The 26,454-nt window shown below is 56.4% G+C and carries 27 protein-coding genes; 2 read left to right on the forward strand and 25 right to left on the reverse strand.

The genetic code is table 11. The features are described 5' to 3' along the window. Positions 1-91: 91 nt before the first annotated feature. From BMI91_RS19485 to BMI91_RS19585, 23 genes are all read right to left on the reverse strand, one after another. Positions 92-703 (reverse strand): holin-associated N-acetylmuramidase, encoded by a 612-nt coding sequence (locus BMI91_RS19485; protein WP_078606337.1) that lies wholly within the window; start codon positions 701-703, stop codon positions 92-94. Next, positions 700-1,101, reverse strand: coding sequence for a bacteriophage spanin2 family protein (locus BMI91_RS19945; protein ID WP_146684183.1), 402 nt, complete (start codon positions 1,099-1,101; stop codon positions 700-702). Before BMI91_RS19945 ends, BMI91_RS19485 begins: the two co-directional genes overlap by 4 nt. Beyond that, positions 1,098-1,313, reverse strand: coding sequence for a hypothetical protein (locus BMI91_RS19490; protein ID WP_078606338.1), 216 nt, complete (start codon positions 1,311-1,313; stop codon positions 1,098-1,100). Before BMI91_RS19490 ends, BMI91_RS19945 begins: the two co-directional genes overlap by 4 nt. Then, complete coding sequence (locus tag BMI91_RS19495) at positions 1,310-1,591, reverse strand: hypothetical protein (protein WP_078606339.1); 282 nt, start codon at positions 1,589-1,591, stop codon at positions 1,310-1,312. The genes BMI91_RS19490 and BMI91_RS19495 overlap by 4 nt, the downstream gene beginning before the upstream one ends. A gap of 39 nt (positions 1,592-1,630) precedes the next feature. Continuing rightward, entirely contained in the window at positions 1,631-2,458 is an 828-nt protein-coding gene (locus BMI91_RS19500) for a hypothetical protein (protein ID WP_078606340.1), read from the reverse strand. Beyond that, positions 2,455-4,947: a hypothetical protein gene (locus tag BMI91_RS19950; protein WP_146684185.1), complete on the reverse strand. Its 2,493-nt coding sequence runs from the start codon at positions 4,945-4,947 to the stop codon at positions 2,455-2,457. The genes BMI91_RS19500 and BMI91_RS19950 overlap by 4 nt, the downstream gene beginning before the upstream one ends. Further along, positions 4,948-6,612: a hypothetical protein gene (locus BMI91_RS19510; RefSeq protein ID WP_078606342.1), complete on the reverse strand. Its 1,665-nt coding sequence runs from the start codon at positions 6,610-6,612 to the stop codon at positions 4,948-4,950. Positions 6,613-6,946: 334 nt separating this feature from the next. Continuing rightward, positions 6,947-8,266: a glycine-rich domain-containing protein gene (locus BMI91_RS19955; protein WP_146684187.1), complete on the reverse strand. Its 1,320-nt coding sequence runs from the start codon at positions 8,264-8,266 to the stop codon at positions 6,947-6,949. Next, the gene (locus tag BMI91_RS19520) at positions 8,263-10,017 is read right to left on the reverse strand and encodes a phage tail length tape measure family protein (RefSeq protein ID WP_158522205.1); all 1,755 of its coding nucleotides are present in this window, start codon (positions 10,015-10,017) and stop codon (positions 8,263-8,265) included. Before BMI91_RS19520 ends, BMI91_RS19955 begins: the two co-directional genes overlap by 4 nt. Positions 10,018-10,263: 246 nt before the next feature. Next, positions 10,264-10,683, reverse strand: a complete 420-nt coding sequence (locus tag BMI91_RS19525) for a hypothetical protein (RefSeq protein ID WP_078606345.1) — start codon at positions 10,681-10,683, stop codon at positions 10,264-10,266. 11 nt (positions 10,684-10,694) lie between these two features. Continuing rightward, positions 10,695-11,447, reverse strand: coding sequence for a phage tail tube protein (locus BMI91_RS19530; RefSeq protein WP_078606346.1), 753 nt, complete (start codon positions 11,445-11,447; stop codon positions 10,695-10,697). 62 nt (positions 11,448-11,509) lie between these two features. Beyond that, complete coding sequence (locus BMI91_RS19535; RefSeq protein WP_078606347.1) at positions 11,510-11,935, reverse strand: hypothetical protein; 426 nt, start codon at positions 11,933-11,935, stop codon at positions 11,510-11,512. Then, complete coding sequence (locus BMI91_RS19540; protein ID WP_078606348.1) at positions 11,925-12,425, reverse strand: hypothetical protein; 501 nt, start codon at positions 12,423-12,425, stop codon at positions 11,925-11,927. Before BMI91_RS19540 ends, BMI91_RS19535 begins: the two co-directional genes overlap by 11 nt. 2 nt (positions 12,426-12,427) lie before the next feature. Then, positions 12,428-13,000, reverse strand: a complete 573-nt coding sequence (locus BMI91_RS19545) for a hypothetical protein (protein ID WP_078606349.1) — start codon at positions 12,998-13,000, stop codon at positions 12,428-12,430. A 71-nt stretch (positions 13,001-13,071) separates the two neighbouring features. Next, positions 13,072-14,067 (reverse strand): major capsid protein, encoded by a 996-nt coding sequence (locus BMI91_RS19550; protein ID WP_078606350.1) that lies wholly within the window; start codon positions 14,065-14,067, stop codon positions 13,072-13,074. Between the two features lie 16 nt (positions 14,068-14,083). Then, positions 14,084-15,103, reverse strand: a complete 1,020-nt coding sequence (locus BMI91_RS19555) for a head maturation protease, ClpP-related (RefSeq protein ID WP_078606351.1) — start codon at positions 15,101-15,103, stop codon at positions 14,084-14,086. Positions 15,104-15,178: 75 nt separating this feature from the next. Beyond that, the gene (locus tag BMI91_RS19560) at positions 15,179-16,756 is read right to left on the reverse strand and encodes a phage portal protein (RefSeq protein WP_078606352.1); all 1,578 of its coding nucleotides are present in this window, start codon (positions 16,754-16,756) and stop codon (positions 15,179-15,181) included. Further along, positions 16,753-17,031, reverse strand: coding sequence for a hypothetical protein (locus tag BMI91_RS19565; RefSeq protein WP_078606353.1), 279 nt, complete (start codon positions 17,029-17,031; stop codon positions 16,753-16,755). Before BMI91_RS19565 ends, BMI91_RS19560 begins: the two co-directional genes overlap by 4 nt. A 57-nt stretch (positions 17,032-17,088) precedes the next feature. Continuing rightward, a complete protein-coding gene (locus BMI91_RS19570; protein ID WP_158522206.1) occupies positions 17,089-19,005 on the reverse strand; it encodes a terminase gpA endonuclease subunit in 1,917 nt (638 codons plus the stop codon). Positions 19,006-19,078: 73 nt separating this feature from the next. After that, positions 19,079-19,657 (reverse strand): hypothetical protein, encoded by a 579-nt coding sequence (locus BMI91_RS19575; protein WP_078606355.1) that lies wholly within the window; start codon positions 19,655-19,657, stop codon positions 19,079-19,081. Between the two features lie 165 nt (positions 19,658-19,822). Then, a complete protein-coding gene (locus BMI91_RS19580; RefSeq protein WP_078606356.1) occupies positions 19,823-20,578 on the reverse strand; it encodes a sigma-70 family RNA polymerase sigma factor in 756 nt (251 codons plus the stop codon). A 382-nt stretch (positions 20,579-20,960) separates the two neighbouring features. Then, the gene (locus BMI91_RS19960; RefSeq protein ID WP_146684191.1) at positions 20,961-21,185 is read right to left on the reverse strand and encodes a hypothetical protein; all 225 of its coding nucleotides are present in this window, start codon (positions 21,183-21,185) and stop codon (positions 20,961-20,963) included. Next, positions 21,182-21,460: a hypothetical protein gene (locus BMI91_RS19585; protein ID WP_078606357.1), complete on the reverse strand. Its 279-nt coding sequence runs from the start codon at positions 21,458-21,460 to the stop codon at positions 21,182-21,184. Before BMI91_RS19585 ends, BMI91_RS19960 begins: the two co-directional genes overlap by 4 nt. A gap of 989 nt (positions 21,461-22,449) precedes the next feature. On the opposite strand from BMI91_RS19585, the gene BMI91_RS19590 reads away from it, so the two are divergent. Both BMI91_RS19590 and BMI91_RS19595 read left to right on the forward strand, forming a co-directional pair. Then, positions 22,450-24,021, forward strand: a complete 1,572-nt coding sequence (locus BMI91_RS19590) for a primase-helicase family protein (protein ID WP_078606358.1) — start codon at positions 22,450-22,452, stop codon at positions 24,019-24,021. A gap of 313 nt (positions 24,022-24,334) precedes the next feature. Continuing rightward, on the forward strand, positions 24,335-25,144 hold the full coding sequence (locus tag BMI91_RS19595) for a sigma factor (protein WP_078606359.1): 810 nt from the start codon (positions 24,335-24,337) through the stop codon (positions 25,142-25,144). A 226-nt stretch (positions 25,145-25,370) separates the two neighbouring features. On the opposite strand, the gene BMI91_RS19600 is transcribed toward BMI91_RS19595, so the two are convergent. Beyond that, positions 25,371-25,712 (reverse strand): hypothetical protein, encoded by a 342-nt coding sequence (locus BMI91_RS19600; RefSeq protein WP_078606360.1) that lies wholly within the window; start codon positions 25,710-25,712, stop codon positions 25,371-25,373. Continuing rightward, positions 25,709-26,454 (reverse strand): DEAD/DEAH box helicase (locus BMI91_RS20110; RefSeq protein WP_208608000.1); only part of this gene is annotated, 746 nt, incomplete at its 5' end. The genes BMI91_RS20110 and BMI91_RS19600, both read right to left, overlap by 4 nt.

Consider the following 26,454-nt stretch of genomic DNA (forward strand, 5'->3'; position numbering starts at 1 on the left):
CCTTAGAGCAACACCGAAGCGCTCAGAAACTGCTGGGCAGCCATCGCGAGGATGATAGTCACGGACGCCGCGGCGTAGAGATGCAGATAGCTCATGCCCATCTCGAGATCCGCTCGTTGAACTGAGCGCTGGTCAGACGGCACTGCGGGCTCATAAATTCCTCAGCGCGCCGGATCCATCCACCCTTGCGTCCGGCTCTTGTGCGACAGTATTTGCGGCTCGCTGGACGTGCGTCTGCGAGCGCGAAATAGTAGTTCCTCCTGGAGACGGCGTATGCGTCTGCGATGCCGTGCGGATCTGCATCAGTCGCGGCTCTGGCTTGTCTCAGCGTGTGCGGCCCGATTACGCCATCGTCGCTGCACGGATAGCCACGGCCCGAGAGAAGACGCTGCAAGATCTTCACGGCGTTCGCTCCGGAATTGACATACATGTCGAAGACGCTCGATCGCAGCTGCCTGGGAAGCTCGTCGATGTGCGGGCCGCGGAAGTAGTGCTCGAGAAAGATATCGGCGGCCTGGGTTTTTGTGAGCTGTTTGACATCGTCAGTGTCGATGTCGCCGTCGTGGTCGAGATCGAGCCCCAGGCGCCGCAGTGTGCCGATCGTCACGCCATGGTTCGTGGCACCACCAGGATCGCTCGGGTCATTGACGTAGCCGCCCTCGCGAGCGACGATTTCCCTGGCAAGTTCGAGGACGGTTTTCATGCTGCACCTCGTTTTCTGAAAGCTGCGATGATTGCGCCGAATGCGCGGCCGATACGATCAGCGATCTGTCTGCGCGTTGGCATTTCCCAGCCTGCGAGAAACGCGAGCAGAACGACCCAGGCTGGCATTTCATTGACTGTCATCTCATGCACCGCATCCGCTTTGACGCTCGAGCGGTCAGATGACTGCTGGACGTTCTGTGCTCCAGCCGCATTGAGGTGCTGCTCTGTCGTCGAACTGGCTCCGACGGTCTGTGAGTTTGTGCGGCCGGCTTGTCCGTTCGCCGCTACATTTGGACCGCCGCCAAGCGCCGCCCCCGCCGCAGTCTTCAGTGCGGCTCCAGGCAGTCCAGAGCACGCTGTCAGTGCGAGGAGAGAGATGAGTGCGAGGGGCTTCATTTCGACCCCCGATTTTCCCAGGCAGCGCCGAAAACATAGCTTCCGACGACGCCGCCGGCGAAGCTCGTCAGATAGAGGAGTGCGGCCTGATTAAGAGCGTCATCGTGTCCGCGAAGGATCACGAAAGCGACGAAGACGGCGCAAAACAGAAGTGAAGCGAAGATTACCCTACGCCTGTTTTTCCAGCTGAATCCGCGGGGCTGCTCGGTCATTTCGCAACCCCGACAATGAGTTCCTCGAGCTTGTCGAATCTCTTGTCCATCCGATCTTCAAGCCGAGAAAACTGCTCATTGGACACATAATCCCTAGCAACCTCCACGCGGAAATCCGAGTGCTCTTTGCGTGACCTTTCAATGTCCGTCTTCGTATCGCTGATCTGCTTTGAATGGGCTTTTATGACCATCCCAACCACAGCGATCGCCAGGGACATTCCAATTCCGATGCCCCATTTTGCGAGGTCATATGCTGTGGAAAAATCGGGAGCGTTCATGAGCAAAATTCCAAGGGTTTTCCCCTTGGATATCTGTCCTCATGCCGCTTTCTGCGTGTCCAGACGGTAGTTTCTCAAGAGCGAATTTGTCGAAATCTGCAACAAATCAAGGTCGCCATCGCGGGGGTTGTTGAGCACGACGATGCCGCTCCATTCTTGCTCTGAGCATCTGCGCGGAGGCTTAAAACAGCCAGCGCAGACAGCGTGCATTCGTTGTCCGTCAGCTGCCACGCGCGTGTCATGTCCGAATGTGTGTGTATGGCCCCAAACGGCCGACCGTCCGAGCTTGTTGAGAGCCTGCGTGATCGGCACTGCCCTGCCGCGAACCCCGGATTCGAAGTAATGGCGAAAATTGATGCCAGAGAGCTGCAGGTTGTCGAGAAACCTGTGCGTCTGGATTCCTTGGCCATGCAGGAACTCATCGACGATGCCGCTGTCGAGCATCCCATCTAGCTCAGGAATGTGTGTTGGGATCTTGTTCAACCTGTCTTCATGGTTACCGCCGAGGAAATGGATTTCAGGCTCGTAGCATCGGTCTCTATGCCGTGCTCTGATGTGCCTGCGGTTCTCCGCCCGCATTGCCTCAAGCGTTGCTTTTAGAGCGTCTTCACCGGCGCGGAGATCGTTCAAAATTGTCTTTCCGGAGTGCCTTTTATTGCTACCAGCTCCGCCAACAGCACGCGATCCGTCATAGATAGAAAGCGACGGAAAATCCCACCAGTCGCCGCCCAGGACGACCTTCCCTGGGCGCGCAGTATTTATGAAATGGCCGAGCGCCGAGAACCGTTCAAAATCCTCTGCGCGCTCGTCGGGCCTGGCGTGAGCGTCAAAGACGCAGCAGATTGCGTCTTTCGACAGCTCGATCATTTCACTTCCTCGAGCTGCAAGATCGGATCTGCGAGACTTCGGCCGAGCGTCCATTTTTCCGTCGGCGCTTCGGAGTAGAACAGGTCTCGCGAGGTTTCTGCATATCCCACGAGACGGCCGATGTCTGTGGGTAGGATCGCACGATATGCAGTGCCGCCGATCGGCATGGCTTTTGCGACTGTCCAGGCCACAAGGTCCGGCGATGTCGAGACGTTCCCAGCCTGATCAGTCGCGATCCATTCCTGCCGGCGCGCGTCGAATGCAACGAAAGATCCGGCCGCGATAGTCGATAGCGCATTCGTTGAACCACCGGAAATTCCAAGGATCGTTCCGTCCATCAGAACGACTACGAGCCGCGGCTCTGCGATGATCTGGCTTGCGTCACTCGGCAGCGCGATTTTTGAGAACGTCGAGCCATTGTCTTCGGAGACTGCTGCCTGCGCGCCGGAGATAATCCCGATCGTCGCGTCGCGAGCTACGACAGCGCCAGGCGTGAACGGGACAGGTCCAATCCGAGACACATTATTCGCAGTGACTTGATGCAGGGACTCTGGCGTAGCGATGATATTCCGGCGCCGCGTGAGGTCTCTGCAAACAGTGAGCGCCGTCTCGTTTCTCTGCGCGACTGTAACAACGCCGACATTGTCGAAATATGTGTTTGCTGGCGTTCCAGCCGACGCGATTTCGATGGTCACCTGCTCTGATTCCACAGCATCGAGTGAGCATGAGATCGTCTGCCAGAACCCAGGGTTGAGACCGTCTGTGTTCACCGATGCCTGGCGCCCACCTTGGCGAGTTCCGATCGTGTAGGGGTATGCGCCCGTGTTTGAGCCCTGCGTTGTAGACAGAGTCAGGATTTGTGTCGACCCAGAGCTAAAACTTACCTTTCTGCCGACCGGAGGGCGCCACCCACTCGGAATTGTTAGTGTAATCGTTTGGCCAGGGTATTGAGCGCTATTAAGTGAAATCTGAGTCTCGTTAATGAGGTCACCGTTACTCCAGCTCAGAAGCTCCAGTAACGACTTTGCTTCATTTACAGTGCTCGGTATTGCTGCATGATTGACGTATGCACTTCCGCGCCAGCCATTGTTGAACTTAAACTCAATAGACTCGGTGAACTCATTCGATGTTTTTGTATAATTCAGATCTACAACAATATCCTCGAGATGAGTTATGCTTGATGCATCACCATCAATAGCAATCTCAGACAGAGGATCTGAAATTTGCTCAGATGTATAAAATCTGTATGGCCTCACTCCAGCATCATCATCAAAAACAGTCAGATCTGATGTTTTCAGAGTGAGCGTCCCGGTGCTGCCACTTGAGACAAAAACCTCGGCAAGGACAGTGACACTTGATCCGCTGCGGACTTTTGCAGCTTGCGAAATAGCAAAAGAACCATCTCCAGCGGACTTTGCGTCGCGTGTGAGATAGTATTTCGAACCAAGCCTCTGCCGCGGTTGCTGTGTGTTCAGGACAGCCGGCTGAACCCCGCTCTCGAGCGTCCAGCCAGTGATATCTCCGGTCTCAAAATCACCGTTCTCGAGTATCCCTTTTGTCTCTTGCTTGCTCTCGAGTTTTAGCTCTTTGAACTTATGCAGATCTGTCCCGAAATGTGCTTTCCCATCCGTAGTGACGATAACAGTTCCGTCAGCCCCGAGTGTGGAGAACGAACTCGCATCTGATGGAGATCCTGGGATGCGGCTCCACGTTGCGCCGCAGTCGTCAGTATAGCTCAGCGCATTGAGGTGCAGTGCCACGAGAGAGCCAGAGCTTACATCTGGCGCGACCGGGACCATCGGATCTCCGGTTTCCGGGTCAGTGTATGAGTTGTCCGGCGTGTCGATCGTGCCGTCTCCATCGACAGGATCTGATGGCGCTGGCTCAGTCGGATCAGCCGTCGGTGTCTCTGGATCAACTGCAGAGAATGCGAGGTTCTCGGCGCTGATAAACCACTGTCCGAGCCGTTCGATATAGACAGCCTCAAAACGGTCTGCTGTTCCGGCTGCGCGCGGGTTAGATGGGGGGCCTCCAACAGCATTTAGCGTGCTGGCTCCTGAATCGAACTCATACCCAAGGCGACCCCATGTTGCGGTCGGCCATGAGATGTTTGCGTCGACAGCGTGGAAGATGAGAATACCAACGCGCCAAACGCGATAGCGTGATGATCCATCAGGCAGGAGTTGATTTTCTGGAACGGCTGGTGGCTTGTTGAGAGAGATCTGAACATCACCCTCGGCGCGAATGATGTAGTCCCCAAATTTGCCAGGCGAGATGTCACCAGACTTCTGATAGACAGAGGTCTCGACGCGGTTTCTCAGCTCAAGCTGATCATAGATCCTCTGACCGATGTGCTCATGTCCGCGCTTGTCGAGATTGACAGCGCCACCGGTTGCGGATGCAGATCCACCTGCGCGATCGCCAGTGGGGTCAGGGTTTGCGCCGACTGTGGATTTCAGGCCCTGCTGAGCGATCTGCCGTTCAAACATTTATACTGTCGCCTGTTTCGGAATTCCGACCTCCCCAGTCACCGTCACATCAAGATCCAGTTCGAGCTCAGTTGATGCCGCTGGCGTCGTCTGAACGGTCAGGGTTGTGCTCTGGATATCTGTCCCGGCGTTGAAATCTGCGCGTTGTTCCTCGCCGTTTCCACTGACCGAGACGGACACGCGCGCACCAGATGCGACAGGGATATTTCCGGCCGTGCTTACGCTTGCAGTGTCTGCCTGCCCGGTTCCTGCCGCGGCTGCGATAGTCCCGCTCATAATCCTCGAGCCGTCATCTCCACTCCATTTCAGAGAATACTGCACGAGTCGGCCGGTCACTGTTCCGCCGGGGATCCGAGGGTGCGTTAGCGTCACGGTGCAGTCGTCTGTGACCATCGCAGGCTTCGGCATTTTTGCTTCGAAACTCACACGGATGCAGCGAGAGGCAATCCGCGCACGGGCTCGGATTCGCTCGACTGCATGAGCGATAGCTGCCTGTCCGCGGTCAGCGAGGAAGAAAGAGCTCTGGCGCCGACTCGCGAGATAGCTCGTCTCGCCAACGAGGATCCAATTTTCAGCATCTCTTGTTGCGCCTGATGTGTGGTCTGCACGCGCTTTGTAGGTATGTGACCCGTCGATCACCAGATCGTCTGCGAGATAGTCTGTGAATGGCTGCCAGAGAACGGCGCTCGGCAGATCGGTGATGTCGCGCAGATCAATGCTCTCGACCTCCGCGTCACTTCCGACTGCGCCAGACTGAATTCCGGCCTCGACAGAAAACGCGCAGGTCTCAGACCTGTTGAGCTCGGCTGAATAGCTGATGCCGAGCTCTGCGAGCATAGGAGCGAGCTCAGCGCGCTGTGGAATTTTACCAGCTGCGATCCACGCAGGGTCGAGTTCGTCGTCAGGCACGTCGATTTCGCGCTCGAGCTTCTCACGCTGCTGACGGCCAAACCCATCGAGCTGCTCTTTGCAGACAGCATGAGTGATCCTGAACCCGTCGCCAATCGTGCCGCCCTCTTTCGGAAAGTCGCTCGCGAAGGCCTCCGGCGTCATCGTCGAGAGGCCGCTGAACCAGCCGTCATCTCGGAAGCTCGTCGAGATGAGCTGTTTCCAACGCACTCCGAGCGAGACTCCGAAGGTCTTAGCGACGTCGCTGCGGTCATATTGCAGCGACCCATCGAGCGGCATGAGCTGCAAATTCGACGCGCCGCTGAGAGCATCGACGGCTGCAACTCCGCCGCCGGTGCGGCTGTATGCGAGAACCTTCGAATATCCTGCGAGCACCTCAGCTGGATCGTCCTCAGAGCCGTCCGGAATGAATAGAGGGTCGTATCCTGGGGCAACCTTGAGAGACTCGATTACGGCCGCAATCTGCTGATCCACTTCGCCGCGCTTTCCTGTCACCTCGATCGAGAGGGTTTCCGCAACAGAACCGCGTGGGACGCTCGAAACAACGCCGTCGAATAGGAGCACGCCGCTCTCGCTTGCAAGAACGCGCTCGCCAACAATCCCAGACAATGAGGTCCGCGGATTGTCGATGTCGAGCGTCATCAGCGCGAGCTCGGACTCCGCTTGCGAGATTTCGAGATTGTAGGCCGTAAGATCGTTGCGGCTATGAACCGACGCGTCGAACTCATCTGACGCGTCGACGATTGCGAGATACATCAGAGCGCCTCCCATTTTTGGAGGTCTTCATTCCAGCTGTATTCGCTCGTGTCTCCAGGGCATGCGACAGGCGCCTGCCAGACCCCGGACGCGTCGAGAGTCCAGCTCGAAAATGGTTGGGCAGAGATGAACTGGTCAGTGTCTGCATGATATAGCATTCCAACAGATGCAAACCGTTCCCTAACCGACCCATCCGGAAAAGTCTCGATCCAGTTCCCGCCGAGCCCGAGATCTGATGAGAGATATTCCTGGGCACGCGATACCTGCACCGCTGGAATGCTTACGACACGCACAACGCGCGAGCTCTCATCAATTTCTGCGAAGTAAATAGCCATTATGCGATCCGATATCTGATGTAGAGAGCGCCGGAGCCGCCAGGACCTTGTGCCCCGCCGTTTCCTGTGTTGTCAGCACCGCCCTCTGTGTATGCCGCGCCACCGACAGCCGCCACGCCGCCTGTCCCGTCATTGCTCTGCCCAGGGGCTCCACAGCAGACGAACTTTTGCAATCCGATGAAGTCGCTGATATCGATACCAGCCCCGCCGGACCCGGCTTCGGTTGCTGTGGAATCCCCGCCCTTTCCTCCTGCTCCTCCACCACCGCCGCCGCGATACGCGCTACCGGTGGACGGAGTTCCGCTTGCTCCGCCGTTGTTGCCGATCGGGAAAATGCCAGTTCCGGGCGCGAGGGAGTCTGAAAGCCTTTGACCTCCTCCGCTCGCGCCATTGTATCTCCCAGGTGAGACCGTTCCACTGACGCCAACTGCTCCACCGCCTCCTGCAACGCTCATTCCGAGGAAAACAGATGGAGAGCCAGGGAAACCGTGACGCCATGGTTCTCTTTCATAACCCTGAGCCCCACCAGCACCAATCGTAGCTGGATATGAACCAACAGCGACGGACGCCGTGAATTTCGCAAAGCCTCCGCCGCCTCCACCACCTGCTCCGTAGGTCGGGCCGCCATACGGACCTCCACCTCCGCCTGATAGTATGCACACCTCGATCTCTCCAGGCGCGGTGACGACAAAATTGTCGCTGTTTGTGATCTTGTGGGTGCGCCAGTTTTTCAGATCTGCATCTGTCCAGTCCCAAACAGTCCCGCCAGTCGCTTCGACGATCTGGTCTGGAACGGTTGGCTGAACGATCACCTCCGCCGCATCACTCTCCTCAGCAGTAATCGACCAGCTGCGCGACGCCTTGAACTCTTTGTCAGAGCTTGAGATCGCGGTGACCATAACAGTTAGGATCGGCCGGTATTCATAGTATGCGGCGCCGCTCACATTTAGCGTCCGTCCTGTCGGCTGAGCGATCTCAATGCCATCTGCATCATACGCCCGGATCGAGCCAGGGACAGGATCGCGAGCAAGCGTCACGGCCGGGCCTGGCTCTGTCATGATGGACGGCGAATGGATCGTTAGCACAGCACCGGGCCACAGCCCGGAAAGCGCAGGAATTTTCTGATCGCTGCATGAGATATCGACCTCGAGACGCTGGAATGCGCTATCTGAGAGATTGACGAGGTTTCCGTCGATCGTCCGACGCAGATTTGCCGATGCGCTGATCGGCTTCGCAGCGAAATCGATAAACCGATACGCGCCAGGCGGCAGCGGAATTTCTGTGCCATCTTTGAAAATTCGAAGGCTCGATTTGATCATCTGAAAGTCCGTGGGAGTGAGGTCGGGCGAAGCCCAGACTTGAGGTTTTGGTTTTTCGCCATCGCATCCGCGACGTCTTGACTCGCAGTCATGCCGTAGGTCTCACCGCCCACAGTGAGGTTGATCGGTGTGCCTGCCGCAGCTGGGTTCGATTTTCCGGCTGCGGTTTTGAGCTGTGCAGATGCCTGCTGAGCGCTTGGAATATTCACCGAGCCGCCCGTCAGCCAATCTGGAAGGAAGCTTTTCAGCCAGTCATAGACCGCGAGAGCTTCTTTTTTGATGAATCCGAATGCGCCCGTGATCGCAGACGTCCACATATCGACATAGGCCTTGATGACCGTCGCGATGCCATTACCGACCGCGCTTCCGATATTTTTGAGCGTGTCCCAGATCCAGCTGAGAACCGTTTTCCAGGCGTTGATGTAGGCCTTGAACGCGTTCGTGATGTATCCAGCGAACTTGGACGCACCAGCCTTGAGCATACCCCAGAGCCAGTCGAAATTCTTGTAGATCAGCGCCACCCCGCCGACGACAACAGCGACGAGAGCTGCGATGCCGATAGCGACCGGGCTCAGAGCGCCGGCGATTGCTCCGATTGCGGCAACGAGCATTCCGATGAAGATGATAACCGGGCCAAGGATTGCGACCGCCGCTCCGATAACCACCACCCATGTTTGTGTGCTATCAGAGAGGCCTTGGAATTTTTTGGCTGCCCACGAGATCCATTTTGCTACCTTCGCAAGGATCGGGATCAGAACAGCGCCGACTTTTTCCATTGCATCGCCGATATCCATCAGCGCATGCTGCATCTTCCCGGAGTCGAGTTCAGACTGGGCTTTAGCCTGGCCTTTATATTGCTGCTCGAGAGCCTTCAGCATAACGCCCTGGGCCTCGGCAACCCTTCCGGCTTTCGACATGGCCTTGATTTGCTCAGTCTGCTGCGCACTGAATGACACACCGACACGGGTAAGTGCGGTAAGTCCCTTCGCTGGATCGTTGAGAGCCTTCCCGAGCATGATGGCGGAGCTTTGAAGATCCTGCCCGAGTAGAGCAGACATATCGGCTGCGAGCTTCTGCGTCCGGACGAACACATCGCCGGAAACATTGCCGAATGTCAGCAGGTTTGCAGTGACTTTTTGCAGGATCTCTTCGTCGCCGTAGAGCGAGTTATCCTGGATGCTCGACGCCATGTCTTGGAGCTGCTTCGACGTGAAGCCGGCAGTCTGGCCCATACTCGTGAGGGCGGCTTCAACAGACGCTACTGCCTTCTCCTGGACTTTCTGCGCCTCGACAGATTTGTAGAAAAACCCAACGATCGGGGCGGTCAGGCCAATGCTCATGTTGCGACCGATCGACTTCATTTTCGTGCCGGCCGCTTTGAGTCTATGGTCGAGTGTTCCGATGCTCCTGTTGAGATTATCAATCCGCATATTCGCAGATTGAAAAGCCTTGCTATACTCGCGGCCAGTTATGACCCCTTGTTTTTTGAGCTCTTTCAGATTTGCGATATTTTCTTTGATAGATGCGACTTGCTTCGCATGGGTCTTGTCTGATTTAACACCGAGTCTTTTTAGCCCCTTTTCCGCTGCTTCAGCGGCTTTCTTCGTCTCGTCGCTCGAACGCTTAACCGCGTTGTCAGCATTCTTCGCCGCACCCGCGATCTTATCGATCGAACCTGCAAGCTTTTTCATCGACCGCATGGCGCCGTCGACCTGGGCTTTGATTGCAACTACGAGGGGTTTCTTGGACATCTGGCTATAACTTCGCAAAGTCGATGACGTCGTCATCGTCATCGTATTCCTGGTCAGATTCGAAGGACGCTAGAATCCGGTCGAAATCGTTCTTGTCCGCGTGCTGAGCTGCCCTGGCTATGAGCATTGCGTCCTGTAGCTCGTATTGCCGCCGCTCGCGGGCCGCTGCATCAAATGCGAGAACCTGATGCAGCGTGAGTTCATACGGGTCATGGCCGTAGGCTATGAGGCGCTCAAAGAGCGCCGTCAGTCCGCCGACGCCGTTTCGCCGAACCCGAGACCCGCGTTCGCCAGGCCGGCGTGAACCTTTTCCAGCAGCTCATCCGGAATCGAATGCTTGAGGATAGCGTTCAGAATATTGAACTGCTCAGACAGATCGAGCTCGAACTGCGAGACTTCTTCGCGAGTGGCTTTCAAGCCAGCAGCGATCAGGTGGTCAATAACATCGAGACCGGCGGAGCTTAGCGCCTCAGCAATTTTCGTAGCTCGCCCCTCCCCTTCTTCGGTCCATGCATCGAGGAGCGCAGGCGCCTTGCCGACAGCATAAAGAATATCCCCTGCAGCGATGCGGAATACATCCACGTCATGACCGCGGAGTTTCACGGCTGCGACAGGGAGATGTTTTGCGAGCGTTTCAGCGTCTTTTGCGAGTTCAGAAAATTTCATATGTGATCACCTCAGCCTTTGATCTCGCGGAAGACACCGAACTGCGCGCCGGCCGGCTTCGAGGTGTCTTGGACAACATCGAATTTGACTTGGATGGTCGCAGCGTCAGTGCCCTCTTTGCTGAGAGTAAAATCTCCGTCCGGGTAAATCCGGACTTTCGCGTTGTATTTGAAGCGATTTCCTCCGCGGGTCTGGCGCTGGATCACCATCAACTCGCCAGAGATTCCCTCAGATGCAGACAGTGCAGCGATCAAAGCCTTGTCATCAGCGTCAGTGATCGCGGCCGTGTCATATGCGCCAGTGTATGTCGTGATATCGACGAGGAAGGTCAGGATGCCAGCAGCTGCGTCGAGCTTATAGTCTTGCCCCTCAACCAGCGGGTCAGTTCCGTCTGTCAAGCTGGTGATAGTCACATTCAGCGCGCCGAGATCGATGGTGTCACCAGCACTTGCAGATCCGCTAAGCGTGAGGCTGGTCTGCGCGTCCTGATTGATGAGGCCTTTGTTTGCAAGGGACGCCATCGCGATCTGACGGGCGCCAGTTTCACGCAGAACAGCTCCACCAGTGACCTTGCGCTCCGTTACCTCAGTATCGGCAAGGCTTCGGACGCCAGTGATCGACGAGAAAATCTCGTCTTTTGTGACCTCGGTATTGATCGAGATACTCTCGGTATGACCGAGCGACAGGAACACATTGGTGCCGTCGAGCTTGAAATACCCCTCGCCGGCTAGATTTCGGATTTTTTTGACGTCGGGCGAAGCCATTGGCAGGTCTCCTCGTGTGTATATTCATGAGGGATATCTGTCCCAGCCGTTAAAACTGCGCGTCAGTCGCGCTCGATTTCGAGCGAAAGTTCCACAGAGATTCCTGCGATACCGGAGCGATCTGAGACCTCGATCATGTCTTTCCGCAGTCCGGGCTTCGTGCCGTCTCGAATGAGATCCTGGAGCGACGAATTCATGATCTCAGCGCGCAGAGCTGCCCAGTGCCCATTCAGCGCTGAACGCAGCGCCCACGGGTCATCCTCCGGAACAAGCACCTCGATCGACGGTCCGACGCGCCAGAAATCTTGCCAGCTTTCGAGCGGATATCCGTCATCCTCAATGACTTCTTCTTCGCCGGTTCGAACGATAATCAGTGGGAGCTCGTTTTCGTCAAAATCATATGGCCGATCCAGCTCAACTGGCAGCCCAAGAACTCCAGCGATCCGCACAACCTCGTCGACGATCTGGTCGACTTTGTCATTTGCCATTTGTCAATTCCTCCTCATAGAGATCCGCGTATTTGTCGAGCTTGCTCTCGAGAATATGGGACAGCTTTTTGTTGCTGGAGACCGCAAATCTGCGGACAACCTTTTTGAGCACAGCGATCGGTCGGGCGGTCTTTCCGTGGCCCGTGAAGAGGAGCTTTTTCCCGTTCACGTCGGCCGTGAATGTGCCATTCACATCGCGGTTTTCCGGCCCGAAATTCACCCGTAGGAACTGGCTTTTCTCCGGCTTGATCGTCGCGCCGTATTCTCTGACCCGAGCATCAGCCCCAGTGTCCTTGACAACGAGAGTCGCGTTCTTGGCGACCTTGGCGGTGATCCTCTTTTTCCGTGCCGAGGAAACTTTCCCGAGTGCCTTCTTCCCTTCACGCTTCACCTCTGCCCCGATCTTCCGGCCAGCCCGCTTGCGCGCATTCAACTCCTCGCGCTCGAACTCTTTGACAAATCGTCTCGCATCCCATCCGTGCATCGCCATCGTCACACCATCAATTTCACGAGCCCGAGCCCGTCGTTCATGACCCGCTCGACAGACCGCCGCCGGCCGTCAAGACGCACAACAGATCCAGGTTTGGCGCTGGCAGCATCTGCTGCGCGCACTGCGACAAAAATTTTCGAGACAGTTAGCCTGGATCCGCTGCTGTCGATCGTATCAACTTCGACGCTCCAGGAGATATTCGCCGGGATCGTGACGCCATCGAGATCAACAGTATCGTCAAGAGGGGCTAGGTCAGACGCGTCAAATAGTGCGATCGCGTCGCCCTCGATGCGTGCAAGCTTGAGATCTGAGAGACCTGGAACCGTCGATTTTAGAACACTGTCGATGCGATAGATCTGGCCAGTCGCGAGCTGGAGTTTTCCGCCCTTCCTCAGAAGTGAATTTTCCAAGACAACTCCGGAGACGTCCGAGCCTATCAGGCTGTCGCGGCGGCTCGTGCGGAATGCCTGATCACTTTCGACGATAACAACCCGCAGATCAGCAGTATCCGGCCCGCGCGAATAACTCGCGGGGACAGGGCTCATTGCGTCGAAAATGTCATCTGCAAAGTTCATGCGCACTCCGGATTTGAAAGAGGCCCCGCCGTTGCGGGCGGAGCCTCATGTCATCTTACTCGGCTGACCGATCAGACGGTCGTGTCGGAGCCGCCGATCAGCGCCTCGGGGCGCGTCACATAGTGCAGCGGCAGCGACGCAAGCTCGACGCCAAGGCCTTTGCCGTAGGGCAGAACCTCGGGGGTCGCGTAGAACGGGAGGCCGAGCGTGTTCGCGGTTTCCGGGTTGTCCAGCGGCGTCCACTTGGTCTGGAACAGGCCGGGCATGACCGGGATTGCGCGCCACTCGTCGTCGCCAATCGAAGCGCCGTAGTAGGGGACGTGCTTCACATTGAAGAGCTCGAATGCCTCACGCTTACCACCAACAGACTGGCGGTTCACAGCCCCCTCTTGGTAGCGATCATAGAGCGAAGCAACCGCGTCGTTCTCGCGGAAATTCCGCCACGCGGTCTTGCCGTAGACAATCACCACATCCTGGGCCATATCAGCCTCGACGCCGAGGCCGGTGCGGACATGATCGTCGGAATCGGAGAAGAACTCTTGGAGTTCCTTCCTGGTCGCTGTCGCGAGCGCAATGTCGAGCGGCGTCGGCTCAGCGATGCCGGCAGCAGCATAGAAATCGAAGATGACAGTCGTGCCGTCGGACGCCAGCTGCTTACCTTTCACGGTGCCGAAGCGCAGATTTTCGTTCGAGTAGTCGATCCAACGACGAACCGTTCCGGTTTGCTCATTGATGACTGTATCGAGGGTCTCTTCCTGATCCTCCGAGCCGAATGCGCGGACATCCTGAATATCCGAAGCGGCGATCTCGATAACGCGGCCAAGCTTGACCGAGCTGATGTTCATCAGCGAACGGGTGCGGCCAGCGCCGGTAGCCGTCGGCGAGACAGAGCCGCGGGCAGTCGGGTCGATCAAATTAAGGCCGGTTTCGCCGCGCTCGATCTGGAGGCTGGTCTTGCTGAGACGGCCCGTGGTGAAAAACCTGGACAGAAACAGATCCAGCGGGGGCTGGACATTGACTGCGTCAGTCAGCTGACTGAGAGTGAAGTCTGCGAGATTGTAGGACATACCCTATTTTCCTTGGTTAGAAACGGCCGAAGTTGGCGTTCATGTTCGCGATATGAGCGTTCACCCGCGAAGGCTTGCGCTCGCGCATGGACTTGCCCGCTTCAGCCTTTTCCGGGCGGGCAGTCATAACGGCGCCGTCATTGTCGGCGTCCGATTTCATAGAGGCGACGAACTCGTCGCCGGTTTCGTTCGTGGATTGTTCCCGAGCAAGCTTGGCGCCGGAGAAGAGTTCTGCGACATCCTTGCTCGCGGTCATCGTGACCTCGTTGCCATCGACAAGCATCGTCACCTCGACGCGCTCATCCTCGGTGACAGCGACCTCTGCATCGGCCTGTGTCTCGGCTTCGTCGGGAGCTTCTTCTTCCGCGATCGCGAGCATCTCAGCGGGAGCTTTCCCGAGCATGACAGCGGCGAATTCCGGGTCGATTTGCATACGGCTCGATGCCTTGTCCTCGAGCATCACATCCGCGAGTCCGAACTCGATAGCCTGGAGAGGCGTGTAGTATTTCTCAGCGTCCATTGCGGCCGACACCTCTTCGCGAGTGTGACCGGCTTTTTCAGCGCGCGCCGCATACCGATCGAGCATCTGATCGCGGATATTGTCCAATTGCTGCGCGGTTGCGCGGACCTCATCAGCGGTGCCAATCGCGACGCCCATCGGGTTATGGATCATCATCGACGCGTCGCGTGCGATCTTGACCTCGTCGCAGGCCATCGCGATTGCCGAGGCCATGCTGTAGCAGCTACCCCAGATTTCCATCACGACGGTCGCTTCCATCTGGCCGATGGCAGTCATAAGCAAGACACCAGCTGGGACGGAGCCACCGGGGCTATCGCAGCGGATGGTCACGGTTTTCCCGGGGCCATCGAGAGCCTTTAGTTCTGAGACGAGCGACTGCGGATCGACTTCCCAATCGCCAATGACACCGAAAATTTCGACAACAGCGTCGCCGCTGCCGAGCATTTTCACTTCATACCAGGTCTTGCCTGGCTCTGCTTTGTGCATCCGGAATGCTTCTTGCAGCTTTGCGCTCATAGCTCAGTCCAATTCGTTGTTCACGAGGGATATCTGTCCCGGCCCGCTAAACTGCGCGTCTGGAAATCCAAAAAATCAGCCGGTAAGATTGCCGCCAGTTCGTGAGCGGTATTCCGAGATTTCGGCGTCTTTCCATCCAAGGTGGCGTCTGATCATCGCGTCGGTCCAATAGTCCGGAATTGGAGACAGACCGCCCTCGATATCCTTGATGAGATCGTCGAGCTTTTCCCGTCGCACGCGTTCAGGGTCGTCACCCTTTTGGCGGATAATGTCGGAGTGTGTGGAGAAGCCCTTTTCGACCTCGAGATCCCACGACTGCACCTCTTGAAGCTTGTGCAGATACGGGAACGGCTGGCCGACCCACTCCGGATTCAGGAACTCCTCGATCGTTCTGCCATGCGGGACTTTCCATTTTCCCTCGGCAACAGAAATGCGGACGAAAGCATTCCAGATCGGATTCAAGAACCGCTGTGAGAATGTCCCGCGCACTGTCCTGACGTGGCGCTCGAACTGCGAGCTCACAGCGCGGAAGAGGCGGTCATTTACGCCACTCATATCGCCGAATAGGAACTCCAGAGGGATGTTCAGAGCAGCAGCGATATGCAGTGCAATCTGGCGAATGAACGGCGAGAACGAGTTGCCGCTCTCAGCCGGTGCCGTGACGTTGATTTTACCGCCTGGCGGGACCACGGCGACAGATCCGTCTTTCGCTGCTACCAGCGATTCCTCTTTCGGAGGCTGCACCTCTTGATTCAATGAGTTGAAGTATTTCCCACTTGTTGGATCGTAGCTGATATCCCGGAGCTCTTCTTTTTCTTCCGGCGTCAGATCTGGGAGCTCCAACCAGTATGCGATGTTCGCACTCAAGATTTTCCTCAGCAGGTCAGCGCCGAGGTATTTCTCCAGGTCATGAATTTTGATGAGCGCACGCGTTAGCCACGGTTCACCGCGGAGCTGACCAGCCTCCCGAGGAGTGAAGAGGTGAGCGACGAGCTGCGGCCTGAACTTTATGGTCTCTTTTTTATAAGCCTCCGTCGCGTCAAGCGTGTCGCCCGGATGCACCTTGTAGACGTAGTAACCCGCCGGCGAGCCTGCATTGTCGTAAAGGATCCCATCCGTCGCAGACTGTGCGAAAGGCGTCCGCAGCGGAACCATTTCCGTCGGGATAACCTGGATCTGCAAAGGAACTGCAAGGTCCTGCGCCGACGCGCCCTTGCGATACCTCAAAATCCCGAATGCTTCCCCGCCGACAACCCATTCGCGAAATGCAATGCGTTGGACCATCGAGATATCACCGACGCCCTCGGCCCCAGCAGCACGACCCCAAGTTTTCCAGAGCCTCATCAGGTCTGCATCATCGTCAGGGATCGACGGCTTGAGACCAGATCCGATAACATAGCTCTCGAGCACATCGACCGCGTGGGATGCGATGCCGTTCATTCGCTCAGCGTAACGCGACATGCGCGTGATCTCTGGTTTCGATCGGTTCAGCGCGCTGGCGATCGCCTCACCAGTGCCGCGCGGAAGGTCCTTGCGATCCTCGAGCCGGCGCGCAAAATCATAGTCCATCCGCGGCGCAAGGTCGCCGACAGTTCCACTCGATAGTGCCGTCGCGTTGCGAAAAAGTTTGACTCGATTGATCTGTTTCGTCATTGGGTGCCGCCCGTGTTGTTCGTGTCAGCGAGGGGGCGGATCAATCTCGAGCCAGTGACATTAACCGGCTGCCATCCATTCTCAGCTGCGACCCGGCGGGTGATCTCACGCTGGATCTCCTCTGCAACGATGAGCATCTGGGCTGGAGACGAGTAGGTGAACGACTGCCCGTTATATGAAAACGAGCTCACTCCCTTTGCGCGCTGATCGAGGATTTTTCTCCGCAGCGCCTTCAGTTCATCGATCGTGTAGTCTTCGTAGAGGCTGGCAGCCATTGATCATCCCCGGGGTTTTCTCCCGGGGATATCTGTCCCGATCTGCAAAACTGCGCGTCACCGGTAGCCGAAACCTGGCCTGACTTTTATGAGCCCCTGCCGCGGTGTCGGCTTCTGCCGAACTTGCGGCTCAGGCGCAGGCTCAGGGTCTCTGCGCGGGCCAGTTGGCATTGCGAGTTCTGAGAGTTTTGGTTCCTCGCTCGCGGGTTCACTCTCTGTGACGATTGGCCTGATGTCTTCGGCGAGCTTGCGCTTGTATTTCTGGCTCCCTGGCATCGCGCGGAGGGCATGTGTTCCAGCATATGCATAGACGAGGCAGTCCCAAGGCTCTTGGTTTTTCGGACTTGTCCATTTTGTAAGACCAGGGCGGCCCGCAACTGGGACCTGCTTCTCGCGCGTGAGACGGTCGAAGAACTCCCTCGTCATCTCTTCGGCGCCAGGCATCGGGATTGCGGGAAACTCACCTTTTCCTTCCGAAAGCGCGATCGCCAATTCGTCTTTCGCGAGGCTAACGTCGATCGTGTAGAGGATCGGGTTCTTGTTCGCGGCCGTATTCGGCCAGATTTTTTCTTTCCGCGCGCCTGGTGCATTGTTCGCACCGCGGACAGCGAACCAGCGCCGGCGTCCCTTCCTGCGCATCGCCTCAATCCATGAGTAGACGCGCTGAGAGAAGCCACCGTGCGAGTCAATGCATAGAGCGTCCACGCGGTGCGCGACACCGTCTGCGTCCGTGAAGCTCTGAAGCCCGAGGGCCTCAAGACTGTCCCACGCCGCCTGACTTGTCAGTGGATGCTCGTCGAGAACCCAATGGCCGATCTGCGCAAAGCGCCCTCCCCTGCCCCAGGCATAAACACTGGCTTCGAGGTATGACATCGTGCCGTCTTGGTTGCCCTTCTGCACATCGACACCGACGGTGACGACCTCTGTCCAAGTCGGCGCCTCTCCTCCATAATCCACGACATAGTCGAGCAGCTCCTCCGCGTCTGCGCTTTGACCCGCTTCCTCAAAAAACGGAATCCCCTCGACCTCGTTTTTGAAGACCTTGATCTTCTTCATTCCACCGCGGAGAGCAGTCTTCCATTCTCGCGCGATGTCTTTCCATGTCACGAACTGCGATAGGATCTGAGGGTAGTGATAGCCGCGATCAGGATGCCCTGGGTTGTGCGGGATCCACTCACCAGCCTCGAGCATATCCAGGCGAGCTTCCTCTTCAATGCGGCACGCCCGCTCGCCTGAGCACTGATAATAGACATCGCTCAAATCATCATTGTAGCGGACCCCTGCACCTTCACCGTTTCCGAACTCCATGATCTGCTTGTGGCCGCAGTGTGGGCATTTGACATAGAGATGTCGTTGGTCACTGTCGAGGAATTCAGCGTGCGTTCGGCCACCCTGATCGGCCGGAAGAACTGGAGATCCGCCAAGGATCAGCTTTGAGTTCCAGAACGTCGTGCCGCGCTTTTTCAGGCGTGTGAGCTTGTCACCACTTTTGTCATCCCAGTTCTTATCGTCGATCTCATCTGCGATATTGATCCGCGTCGTCAGTCGCCGGAAGTTCCCCTCAGCCGCGGCCCCGCGCATCCGGAAGATCGCACCGTTCTTGAACTTCCGCGTGTGCCACTGCTCCTTCGCCTTTCCGCCAGAGAAGCTGACATTCGAAAGCTCTCGAACCTCGCTTGTGTCTCTGATCATCGGAAGGATTTCGGACTCGTCAAAATCCTTTGCATCGTCATCTGTTGGCTGGAAGAACAGGATCGACGCAGGATCCCAGTGCATATGATAAGCCGATAGCCAGAGCAGAGCTTTTGTGAAGCCGATCCTGACACCCTTCATCATGACAACGCGGCGAATTTTGATATCAGTCATCGCGTCCATTGGCTCGCGCTGCGGGCCAAATGTCTTCCAGCGCCCAGGCTCGGCCGATGTCTCAACAGAGAGGCGTCCGAATTCGTCAGCCCACTGCGACAGCGTCATGAGAGGTTTTGGGGTGAGCGCTGAACGTCTCGTCGATCTCAGTCGAGAACGGCAGCGGTCTATCGTGCGCTGATCAGTCCTCAAGTTCATCGAGAAACTCCGCGCCTGGCAAGTGTCGCGTCTGTGGCTTTGCACCATCCGGCTGATCTGCCGTTAGGTTTGCGAGAGCTCCTTCAACAGCTTTGAAAACAATCTCTTGGCATGCAGCAGGATCACTCGTCTTTGAGAGAACTCGGGCCACGGATCCAGAGATTTGCGAAAGGCCTGCGCGAAGGGCGCCATACTCTTCGGCGATTAGATCCTCGACATCTGGCATCATGACAGCGTCTCCGCGCAAGATCGTAAGCCGGAGCTCTGCCTCATCTGCGCGTGCTTTTGTGAGCCTGACCTTCTCGACCTCGAGATCTTTAGCACCAGCATCCTTCGGCTGGCCCTGCGCCTTCACGAAGTCCACATAGTTCTTCACGGTCTGCACGAGGTCGTATTTCCCGTGACCAACGCGCACCGCAATTCCTTGATCTGCAAGCTGTTGGACGCGCCTTGAGGAAACCCCGAGGATGAATGAGATGCGAGACGAACTCCAGGCGATCGCTTCGTTTTCCGAAGAAGCGTCTGGATTTCCTTCGCTCTTTTCCTGACTGGCTTCGCCCATGTTGTTGCTTATCCCAAATCAGAACCGAAACCCGGTTTTTCAGCGCTCGTAAGTAGCGATTTACCGGGCACTCGGCCCCCTGCATACATAACCCGGCGGGGTCCAGGGTCCCCGGCCGGTTTCATGTTGGATATCTGTCCTGTTTGACCAAACTGCGCGTCACCCTCACCAAATAAGCTCATCGAGCGAATGCCCGCGCGCTTTCAGTTCTTTCCTGAGCAGTTCAAGGCAGTTCCTCCTGCGGCTCGACAGATATTGGTGTGAAATCTCCATCTGTTTTGAGAGTGCAGTGAGAGAGACTGTGTCCTCGGACATAATCGTCTGCCGCATCAGCGCCTGGTCGATTGCCGGAAGATCCACGAGCAGCTCCTCTACAAGACCTCTCAGAGATGCTTGATGCACATCCTCAACAGAAACTGCATCGACGCCGATCCTGTGCTCCTCATCTTGAATGTCACTCGCCGGTGACCTGCTAAGCGTATATGCAGCGGAGACGTCTGCACCTGTGATGCCGAGTTCTGCCGCTGCGGCATTCAGTGCAGCTGATCGGCTATAACCCTCGCCCTCTAAACGAGAAACGATTGCACCGAGCCTATACCTCATGTTCCGGTCCGGCCTGCTCTTCGCCATACTCGCAGGTGTCGAGCTTGATCTCATCAGCTCGAACATCTCATTGCGCGCCAGAAAAAATACGAGCGCAGAGAATTTGCCCTGCTCCGGTTTGAATCGCTCGATCGCCTCAAGGATGCCGATCATTCCAGCGCCCTTGAGATCTTCGACGCTGATACCGCTCTGTTTGAACTGTCCGGCCATTTTCTTGATCATTGGCTCGACACTCTCGATGAGAGCAATGCGTGCATGCTCTGATCCGTTCTCTGTCCATTGACGCCAGAGTTCTGTCTGAAAGTTCTCAGGCCTCATTTAGACACCTGCTCAGTCTGCTCATCTGGATAGATTGTCTGGTCAGTGCGTATCGCAGCCGCGAGCAGCATTCCTCCGAGAAGAGTTCCGAGTAGAGCTCCACCGATCAGATCGCGAAGAATGCGGCGCCGTCCTCGGCTACGTGCGTCACGCTCGAACCAGCACTCAGTGCAGAGCTCTTTCCCTGGCTCGCGCTCATCGACACGCTCAGAGTTTTTCATGTAGCCGCAGCATGAGCACCGGACCATTCGTTTGTTGTTCATCGTCTCTCTCCCTGTTGTTTCAAGGGAGATGGAGAAATCTCAGGAAGATCCAAAATTTCGAGAGGATCGCACGCAAAAAAAATGGGCCGCCCGAAGGCAGCCCATGTAATGCAGGCAATTCATACATTACCACGTATGATATTCACCACTCCGATAAAAAGACCAAAGAACCAGATTGGCAAAAAGAACGCCCCAGATACAGCCTGCAGTGACGCTGTGAATGACGGCTCTGTAGATGCGTCAGCAATCCAAACAAGCCATACCCCAAGTGATGCTATCAGCGCGCACACGATGAAATAGCTCAGGATCGTTAGCGCCATTAAAATCTTTTCGAGAGTTGTCATGCCGCACCGCCTTCTCCGAGCTTGTTCAATACATCGACAAAGATTTTGTCAGTCTCCTTGAGAACCCTCGCGCCGGCGTAGGTCTCTATGAAGGCGGACCACAAAGTCGCAATGAATATGCAGATGCCGATTTCAAAGCTGCTACATGCAACTCCAAAAATGAGAGCCACAACCGGAGAAAAGAAAAGCGTATAGTGAGCTCCGCTATATATAAAACCGCGCCTGAAGCGAGACTGGACAGCCTTCAAGCTTGTGTCCAAAGCATACTTTTTCATCCCAACCTCCTACTTTCTATGCTGGTCTATTGGACTTGGGTAAAACCCGCTCCGATCCAAAATTTCGACAGACAGAAAGACAGAAAAAGTTAGGCCGCCCCGAAGAGCGGACCTGTTAGGCGAGGCGTCGTAGCGGCTATCCTTTCGACGCACGTAGTATCCCGCAGCTCAGCTCTGCCATCCGTAGATGCTCGCCTGTGCTGATATGTGTCCCTCTAATAGTTCCCGCGCGTCCGTAGCTCATCGAGCCCTGCACGCAGCTGCTCTACGTGCTCACGCGCACGCGCCAGTAGGTATGTCCCGTCGAGGAAAGATCTGCTCAGCATGCAGAGGATATGCGTCCTTAGTCTGCGATCGCGTGTTGGTGTATCTCATGGCGCCCGTATTCCACGTCGAGCCACCTGAGAATGCAGGGCCAAATCACCAGCCCAACATGACCAGGAAATTGCACAACCGCCGCAGCAAAGCCCGCTGTTTCTTCTCTTTTTCCTTTACATTACAGAGGTTTGCGGCCTATCGCTCCAAGAAACCGGCCTCATTTCTTTCCCTTAGGTAATGGGACAGTGGGACAGAGGATGGGACAGAGGAATCGACCGTGTGTCCCACGATAAATCCCTGTTTTTCCTTATCTTTTTTACTTTTGGGACAGTGGGACAGAGGAAATACAAAAGTTTTGCGTGAGAAAGATAGAATACGGGGCACGCATACCCGTTATTCTATGTTTTCTATACCGAACTTTTGGAAATTCAGTGTCCCATGTGTCCCATGTCTGTTTTTCTGTTTGTTTTTCGTGGCTTACGCTGTTCCAGAGGCCTTTTTTGTGTGTCCCAAGCAGTGTCCCACTGTCCCACGATTAACCTTATCGGTTACGGCTCCGAAACTTTTTTCAGGAAAGTCAATCCCAAAATTTTAGGATTATAGGACAGGGACACATATCCCTCCCACCCCGAGGAACAAAAACCCTCCCGGGGCTCACATGGGAGTGATAGATGACAAAGAAAACCAAGCTTCCGAGCGTCAACAGGCGGCCAGCTGGCCTGACGCCGAAGATCGAGCAAGCAATTTCGAATGCAGCCGCTGGACTGACCGCGGCAGACGTTGAGGCCTATATCGACGGGCAAGCTGTCGAAGCAGTCTGCGAATGGCTGGAGAAGCGCCCGAGCGTCAAGGCAGAGCACCTTTGGTGGGTTCTCGAGCGGAACTGCAACGAGGACGAGATGCTGGCGGAGCTGGGCGTCGAAGAAGAGGCAGACCCGCTCCTCGACACAATGTCGAAGCTGCGTGATCGCTATGTGTATAGCACATTCAGGGATGAGGTATGGGATCGCCGTGCGAACTCGTGGATCTCGACCCGCGCTATGGACAATGCCGAAGCACATGCAATGCCGCTCGACGACAAGGGCCGCGCCTTCTCAGCGTTTGACGTATTCCGCCGCGATGCGAAGGCTGCCCGCGTGCATAACGAGCGCTACATGCCCGGCGTTGATCGCGAACTACCTGAGGCCGACGGCGTGAAGTGGCTCAATACCTGGAAGGCGCCGTCTGTGAAGCCCGCAAAGGGTGATGCGAGCATGATGCTCGATCACATGCTCTATCTGTGCAACGGTAACAAAGAGCAGGCCGGCCATCTCGCTGACTGGCTCGCCTACACCTACCAGAACCCCGGGAAGAAGATCACGCACGCACCGCTGATCATCAGCAACTATCAGGGCGTCGGAAAGGACACTCTCTCGATCGCCATGAGCCGCGTAATCGGTGAGTCCAATGCATATTGGGTTCAAGACGAAGCTGTAAGCGAAGGCCGTTACCATTTCATGAAAGCGGCGCAGCTTGTCATCATTCCCGAGGTTATGTGCGGAGATCGCCGCGACATTGCCAACAAGTTCAAGCCTCTGATCACGCAGCCGACTGTCGAGATAAATGAAAAACACGTGAAGCCATATACCGTGCAAAACACAGCGAATTTCCTGATGTATTCAAACCAAGAAAACGCTGCGTATATCGAAGACAACGACCGCCGCTATTTCGTCGTCATCTGCAAGCAGAAGCCACGTTCTCCGTCCTACTATGTCGACCTCTACGACTACATCAACGGCGACGACATTGCGTCTTTCGCGCACTTCCTCGCAACCCGTGACCTCTCGAAGTTCAACCCGTCGGCCCCTGCTCCTGACACCGAAGACAAAAAGGTCGTGCAGCGCGCTACCCGTGGCGGCGTCGAGGCATTCCTGAGCGATCTGTGGGAAAGCACTGCGGCCCCGTTCGACGGTGACGTCATCAATCTGCGCGAAGCCCTCGAGACGATCGCTGAGAAGAGAGGCGCCCCGAAAATGACGATCCAGCAGATCTCGGCATTCCTCAAGAAAGTCGGAGGCGGCGATCTCAGCAAGAGGCGGATCGGCCGTGACGGCGGTTCCCAGATTCGCGTCTGGGCTGTCCGCAACTTCGAAGATCTTGAGAACGAAAGCCTCGCTGTGCTCGACAAGTGCTACATCGAGCGCAAGAGCCTCTCAGCTGCCCGCTTCGTTGTTCAGAACTCCGCGACGAGCAAAGCATCCTAACCAGTTCCCGAGCAGCCCGGGTAAGGCTGCAACTCCCATGACCTGCCCCGGCTTCGGCCGGGGCTTTTTTATGCTATGATGCGTCATGCGCAATCGAACCAAAGAGAACATCATTTACAGGCTGCTAGCTCGATTCCGCTTGCTGCTCATGCATCATAGACGGTCATCTGATCGCGCCTTCTCCGAGGCTTTCAAGAAATCGCGCGGCCGCATCGAAGATGACATCGAACTCTGACCGCTGAAAATTTTTGGTTTCTATGAAATTTCCCCAACTCCCTCTCAAGACAGAAAGACAGACAGAGGGACTGGGACGATGGGTGCGAAATTTGACTACAAAGGATTCCAGGACGCGTGGGTGAAAGCCTACCGAGAGGATGGCGATGAGAACGCGTTTAAGCTGTTGCTCGATAGCGTTGAGCCGATCATTCGCGGCGAGGTTCGTCACGCAGCGAAAATCCATCCTCATATCGACCGAGACGATCTTTACTCAGAGGGTGTTGTCGGAGTTATGAATGCGCTCGAGAGGTTCGACCTGTCGAACGAAGCTTCATTCGGGACCTATGCCAGGTTTTGGATCCGCGAGCGTGTGCTGATGTTTGTGCATATGAACAAGTCAGCGACGTCAGCGAAGACAGGCGCGAAGGAGCGCTCGGCGAACCTGCGCGCCCATGCTCTCGTGTCGAGCTATGAGCATGCTGGTATGAGTAACTCCAAAGCAATCGAACAGACAGCTGGCGAGCTAGACACTACAGTGCAGCATGTTAGCTCGATCCTCGTGCGCGATGCAGGCATTGACGTCGCATCCGCTGATGACTACGGGCTTCTCGTTGTAGGCGGGTGCGCTGATGACAGTATGAGCACGATCTCACGCGAAGAGCTCGCTGAGCTCATTGAGAATGCGATCCAAGGACTCGCGAGAGGGCGTGCAAGCGAGAAGCGCAAGCAGTTTGCGCGAGATGTGATGTCTCGTGCGTTTGCAGATGAAGAGAAGGTCGTTCTCAGCACGATCGGCAACGAGCTTGGGGTCACAGGTCAGACGATCCGGAACTGCATTCGCGACGTGACAGAACTCGCGCGCAGAGATCTCGAGAGCCGCGGCCTCAGTCTAGATGATCTACTGTGAGTGGATTCCATAGAATTACAGACAGCTGGCCCTGTTTGTCTGTAACTCAGCTTGTTTCGTCGGAATCCGTATCGTCTTCGACTTTAGTAAGTCTCGGCTGATGCCGTTTCGTAAGACTGCGCAGTGTAACATCTAGCGGCGGACCAGTGCGCGCGAGCTTCTCATAGATCTCGCGGCCGGTCGCAAACCTTTGGTTGTCTGTCTTTTTGTCTTTCATGCTTTGAGTCTACTCCGCAGCTTGACGTATGGCCAGACATTCCTTGATCTGTAAAATCGCCTCATCAGGTGAACGTGCGACGATGTAGATCCCCCCTGCCCTCTCAACAGCCGCCTGAAATCGCTTCTGCACATCTCGCTGCTTCCCTGTAGCGGTCTTGACCTCGATGCCGATCCAGAGTCCATAGAGAACGCCCTGGATGTCAGGCTGACCTGGTATTCCGAACCTGATCGTCCGCTTGCCGTCCATACTCTTGGCGACGCCTGTGTCAGCCGTCCAGAAGATCCCGTCAGGGTGAAACTCCTTGGAGAGCGCCAGTAGGATCCGCTTCTGGATCTCGCGCTCTTTCATTGCAGCACCGCCGGAAGATCGAGTTTGAATCCATTTGCCGCGAGGTCAGCCCGGATTGCTTCGGCAGCTTCTCGATCTCCTCGATCCCACGCCTTCTCCATTCGCGACTTCATGATGTGCTTTGTCGCGTGCCTGGCGCTGTGCCTGTTCCTTGTGCCCGGCCGGCGGGCGACCTGCTCGAGTAGTGCCTTAAAGGTCTGTGCCTGCCCCTGCTCCCGTCGTGCTGCTTTTGCCTGTGCCGCGCGTGCAGCCTCGATCTCTGCTGCCTCGACGGCGCGCAGCTCGATAGCTTTGCGCTGCGAGATCCGCGGGTCTTTGCCGTTGTCGTGCCCGCATGTCGGACAAATCGCGGTGCCGCCTGGGAAAATGAAGAAGCACTCGTCGCAGGTCCGGATCGACAGTCTCTCTCCGCTCTCTGTCTGTCTGTCTGTGCTGACCTCTCCTCCATCGCTCCAGTCGCGCGCCTCTGTCAGCGTGCCGCATCGGAGAGTGTTGCCAGCATGGTCATAGACGGTCCCATGCGCCTTCCCGTCAGCCGATCGAGCGACGCGGCCGAGCTGCTGGACCCAGAGCTGATCCGACTTGGTCGGCCGCAGCGAGATGATGTTTCGGAGGTCTGGTAGATCAAACCCTGCCGAGACTTTGTCGACGCTTAGTAGTAGGCCGCCGGCCGCGAGGTGAGCTATCTTGCGATCGACATCTTCGTCGCTGTCCTGGCCGGTCAGAACCTCGGCCGGGAAGC

Source organism: Thioclava sediminum (genome assembly GCF_002020355.1).
GTDB lineage: Bacteria > Pseudomonadota > Alphaproteobacteria > Rhodobacterales > Rhodobacteraceae > Thioclava > Thioclava sediminum.

What these genes read in the sequence shown, in the direction of transcription:
- BMI91_RS19530 (WP_078606346.1), bottom strand. Translation starts at nt 11,447, where the DNA reads ATGGCTTCGCCCGACGTCAAAAAAATCCGAAATCTAGCCGGCGAGGGG.
- BMI91_RS19560 (WP_078606352.1), bottom strand. Translation starts at nt 16,756, where the DNA reads ATGACGAAACAGATCAATCGAGTCAAACTTTTTCGCAACGCGACGGCA.
- BMI91_RS19585 (WP_078606357.1), bottom strand. Translation starts at nt 21,460, where the DNA reads ATGAAAAAGTATGCTTTGGACACAAGCTTGAAGGCTGTCCAGTCTCGC.
- BMI91_RS19555 (WP_078606351.1), bottom strand. Translation starts at nt 15,103, where the DNA reads ATGAGCGCAAAGCTGCAAGAAGCATTCCGGATGCACAAAGCAGAGCCA.
- BMI91_RS19525 (WP_078606345.1), bottom strand. Translation starts at nt 10,683, where the DNA reads ATGAAATTTTCTGAACTCGCAAAAGACGCTGAAACGCTCGCAAAACAT.
- BMI91_RS19490 (WP_078606338.1), bottom strand. Translation starts at nt 1,313, where the DNA reads ATGACCGAGCAGCCCCGCGGATTCAGCTGGAAAAACAGGCGTAGGGTA.
- BMI91_RS19600 (WP_078606360.1), bottom strand. Translation starts at nt 25,712, where the DNA reads ATGAAAGAGCGCGAGATCCAGAAGCGGATCCTACTGGCGCTCTCCAAG.
- BMI91_RS19550 (WP_078606350.1), bottom strand. Translation starts at nt 14,067, where the DNA reads ATGTCCTACAATCTCGCAGACTTCACTCTCAGTCAGCTGACTGACGCA.
- BMI91_RS19495 (WP_078606339.1), bottom strand. Translation starts at nt 1,591, where the DNA reads ATGAACGCTCCCGATTTTTCCACAGCATATGACCTCGCAAAATGGGGC.
- BMI91_RS19945 (WP_146684183.1), bottom strand. Translation starts at nt 1,101, where the DNA reads ATGAAGCCCCTCGCACTCATCTCTCTCCTCGCACTGACAGCGTGCTCT.
- BMI91_RS19570 (WP_158522206.1), bottom strand. Translation starts at nt 19,005, where the DNA reads ATGACGCTGTCGCAGTGGGCTGACGAATTCGGACGCCTCTCTGTTGAG.
- BMI91_RS19545 (WP_078606349.1), bottom strand. Translation starts at nt 13,000, where the DNA reads ATGAACTTTGCAGATGACATTTTCGACGCAATGAGCCCTGTCCCCGCG.
- BMI91_RS19575 (WP_078606355.1), bottom strand. Translation starts at nt 19,657, where the DNA reads ATGGGCGAAGCCAGTCAGGAAAAGAGCGAAGGAAATCCAGACGCTTCT.
- BMI91_RS19950 (WP_146684185.1), bottom strand. Translation starts at nt 4,947, where the DNA reads ATGTTTGAACGGCAGATCGCTCAGCAGGGCCTGAAATCCACAGTCGGC.
- BMI91_RS19960 (WP_146684191.1), bottom strand. Translation starts at nt 21,185, where the DNA reads ATGACAACTCTCGAAAAGATTTTAATGGCGCTAACGATCCTGAGCTAT.
- BMI91_RS19510 (WP_078606342.1), bottom strand. Translation starts at nt 6,612, where the DNA reads ATGTATCTCGCAATCGTCGACGCGTCAGATGAGTTCGACGCGTCGGTT.
- BMI91_RS19565 (WP_078606353.1), bottom strand. Translation starts at nt 17,031, where the DNA reads ATGGCTGCCAGCCTCTACGAAGACTACACGATCGATGAACTGAAGGCG.
- BMI91_RS19580 (WP_078606356.1), bottom strand. Translation starts at nt 20,578, where the DNA reads ATGAGGCCTGAGAACTTTCAGACAGAACTCTGGCGTCAATGGACAGAG.
- BMI91_RS19540 (WP_078606348.1), bottom strand. Translation starts at nt 12,425, where the DNA reads ATGGCGATGCACGGATGGGATGCGAGACGATTTGTCAAAGAGTTCGAG.
- BMI91_RS19500 (WP_078606340.1), bottom strand. Translation starts at nt 2,458, where the DNA reads ATGATCGAGCTGTCGAAAGACGCAATCTGCTGCGTCTTTGACGCTCAC.
- BMI91_RS19485 (WP_078606337.1), bottom strand. Translation starts at nt 703, where the DNA reads ATGAAAACCGTCCTCGAACTTGCCAGGGAAATCGTCGCTCGCGAGGGC.
- BMI91_RS19520 (WP_158522205.1), bottom strand. Translation starts at nt 10,017, where the DNA reads ATGTCCAAGAAACCCCTCGTAGTTGCAATCAAAGCCCAGGTCGACGGC.
- BMI91_RS19590 (WP_078606358.1), top strand. Translation starts at nt 22,450, where the DNA reads ATGACAAAGAAAACCAAGCTTCCGAGCGTCAACAGGCGGCCAGCTGGC.
- BMI91_RS19535 (WP_078606347.1), bottom strand. Translation starts at nt 11,935, where the DNA reads ATGGCAAATGACAAAGTCGACCAGATCGTCGACGAGGTTGTGCGGATC.
- BMI91_RS19595 (WP_078606359.1), top strand. Translation starts at nt 24,335, where the DNA reads ATGGGTGCGAAATTTGACTACAAAGGATTCCAGGACGCGTGGGTGAAA.
- BMI91_RS19955 (WP_146684187.1), bottom strand. Translation starts at nt 8,266, where the DNA reads ATGATCAAATCGAGCCTTCGAATTTTCAAAGATGGCACAGAAATTCCG.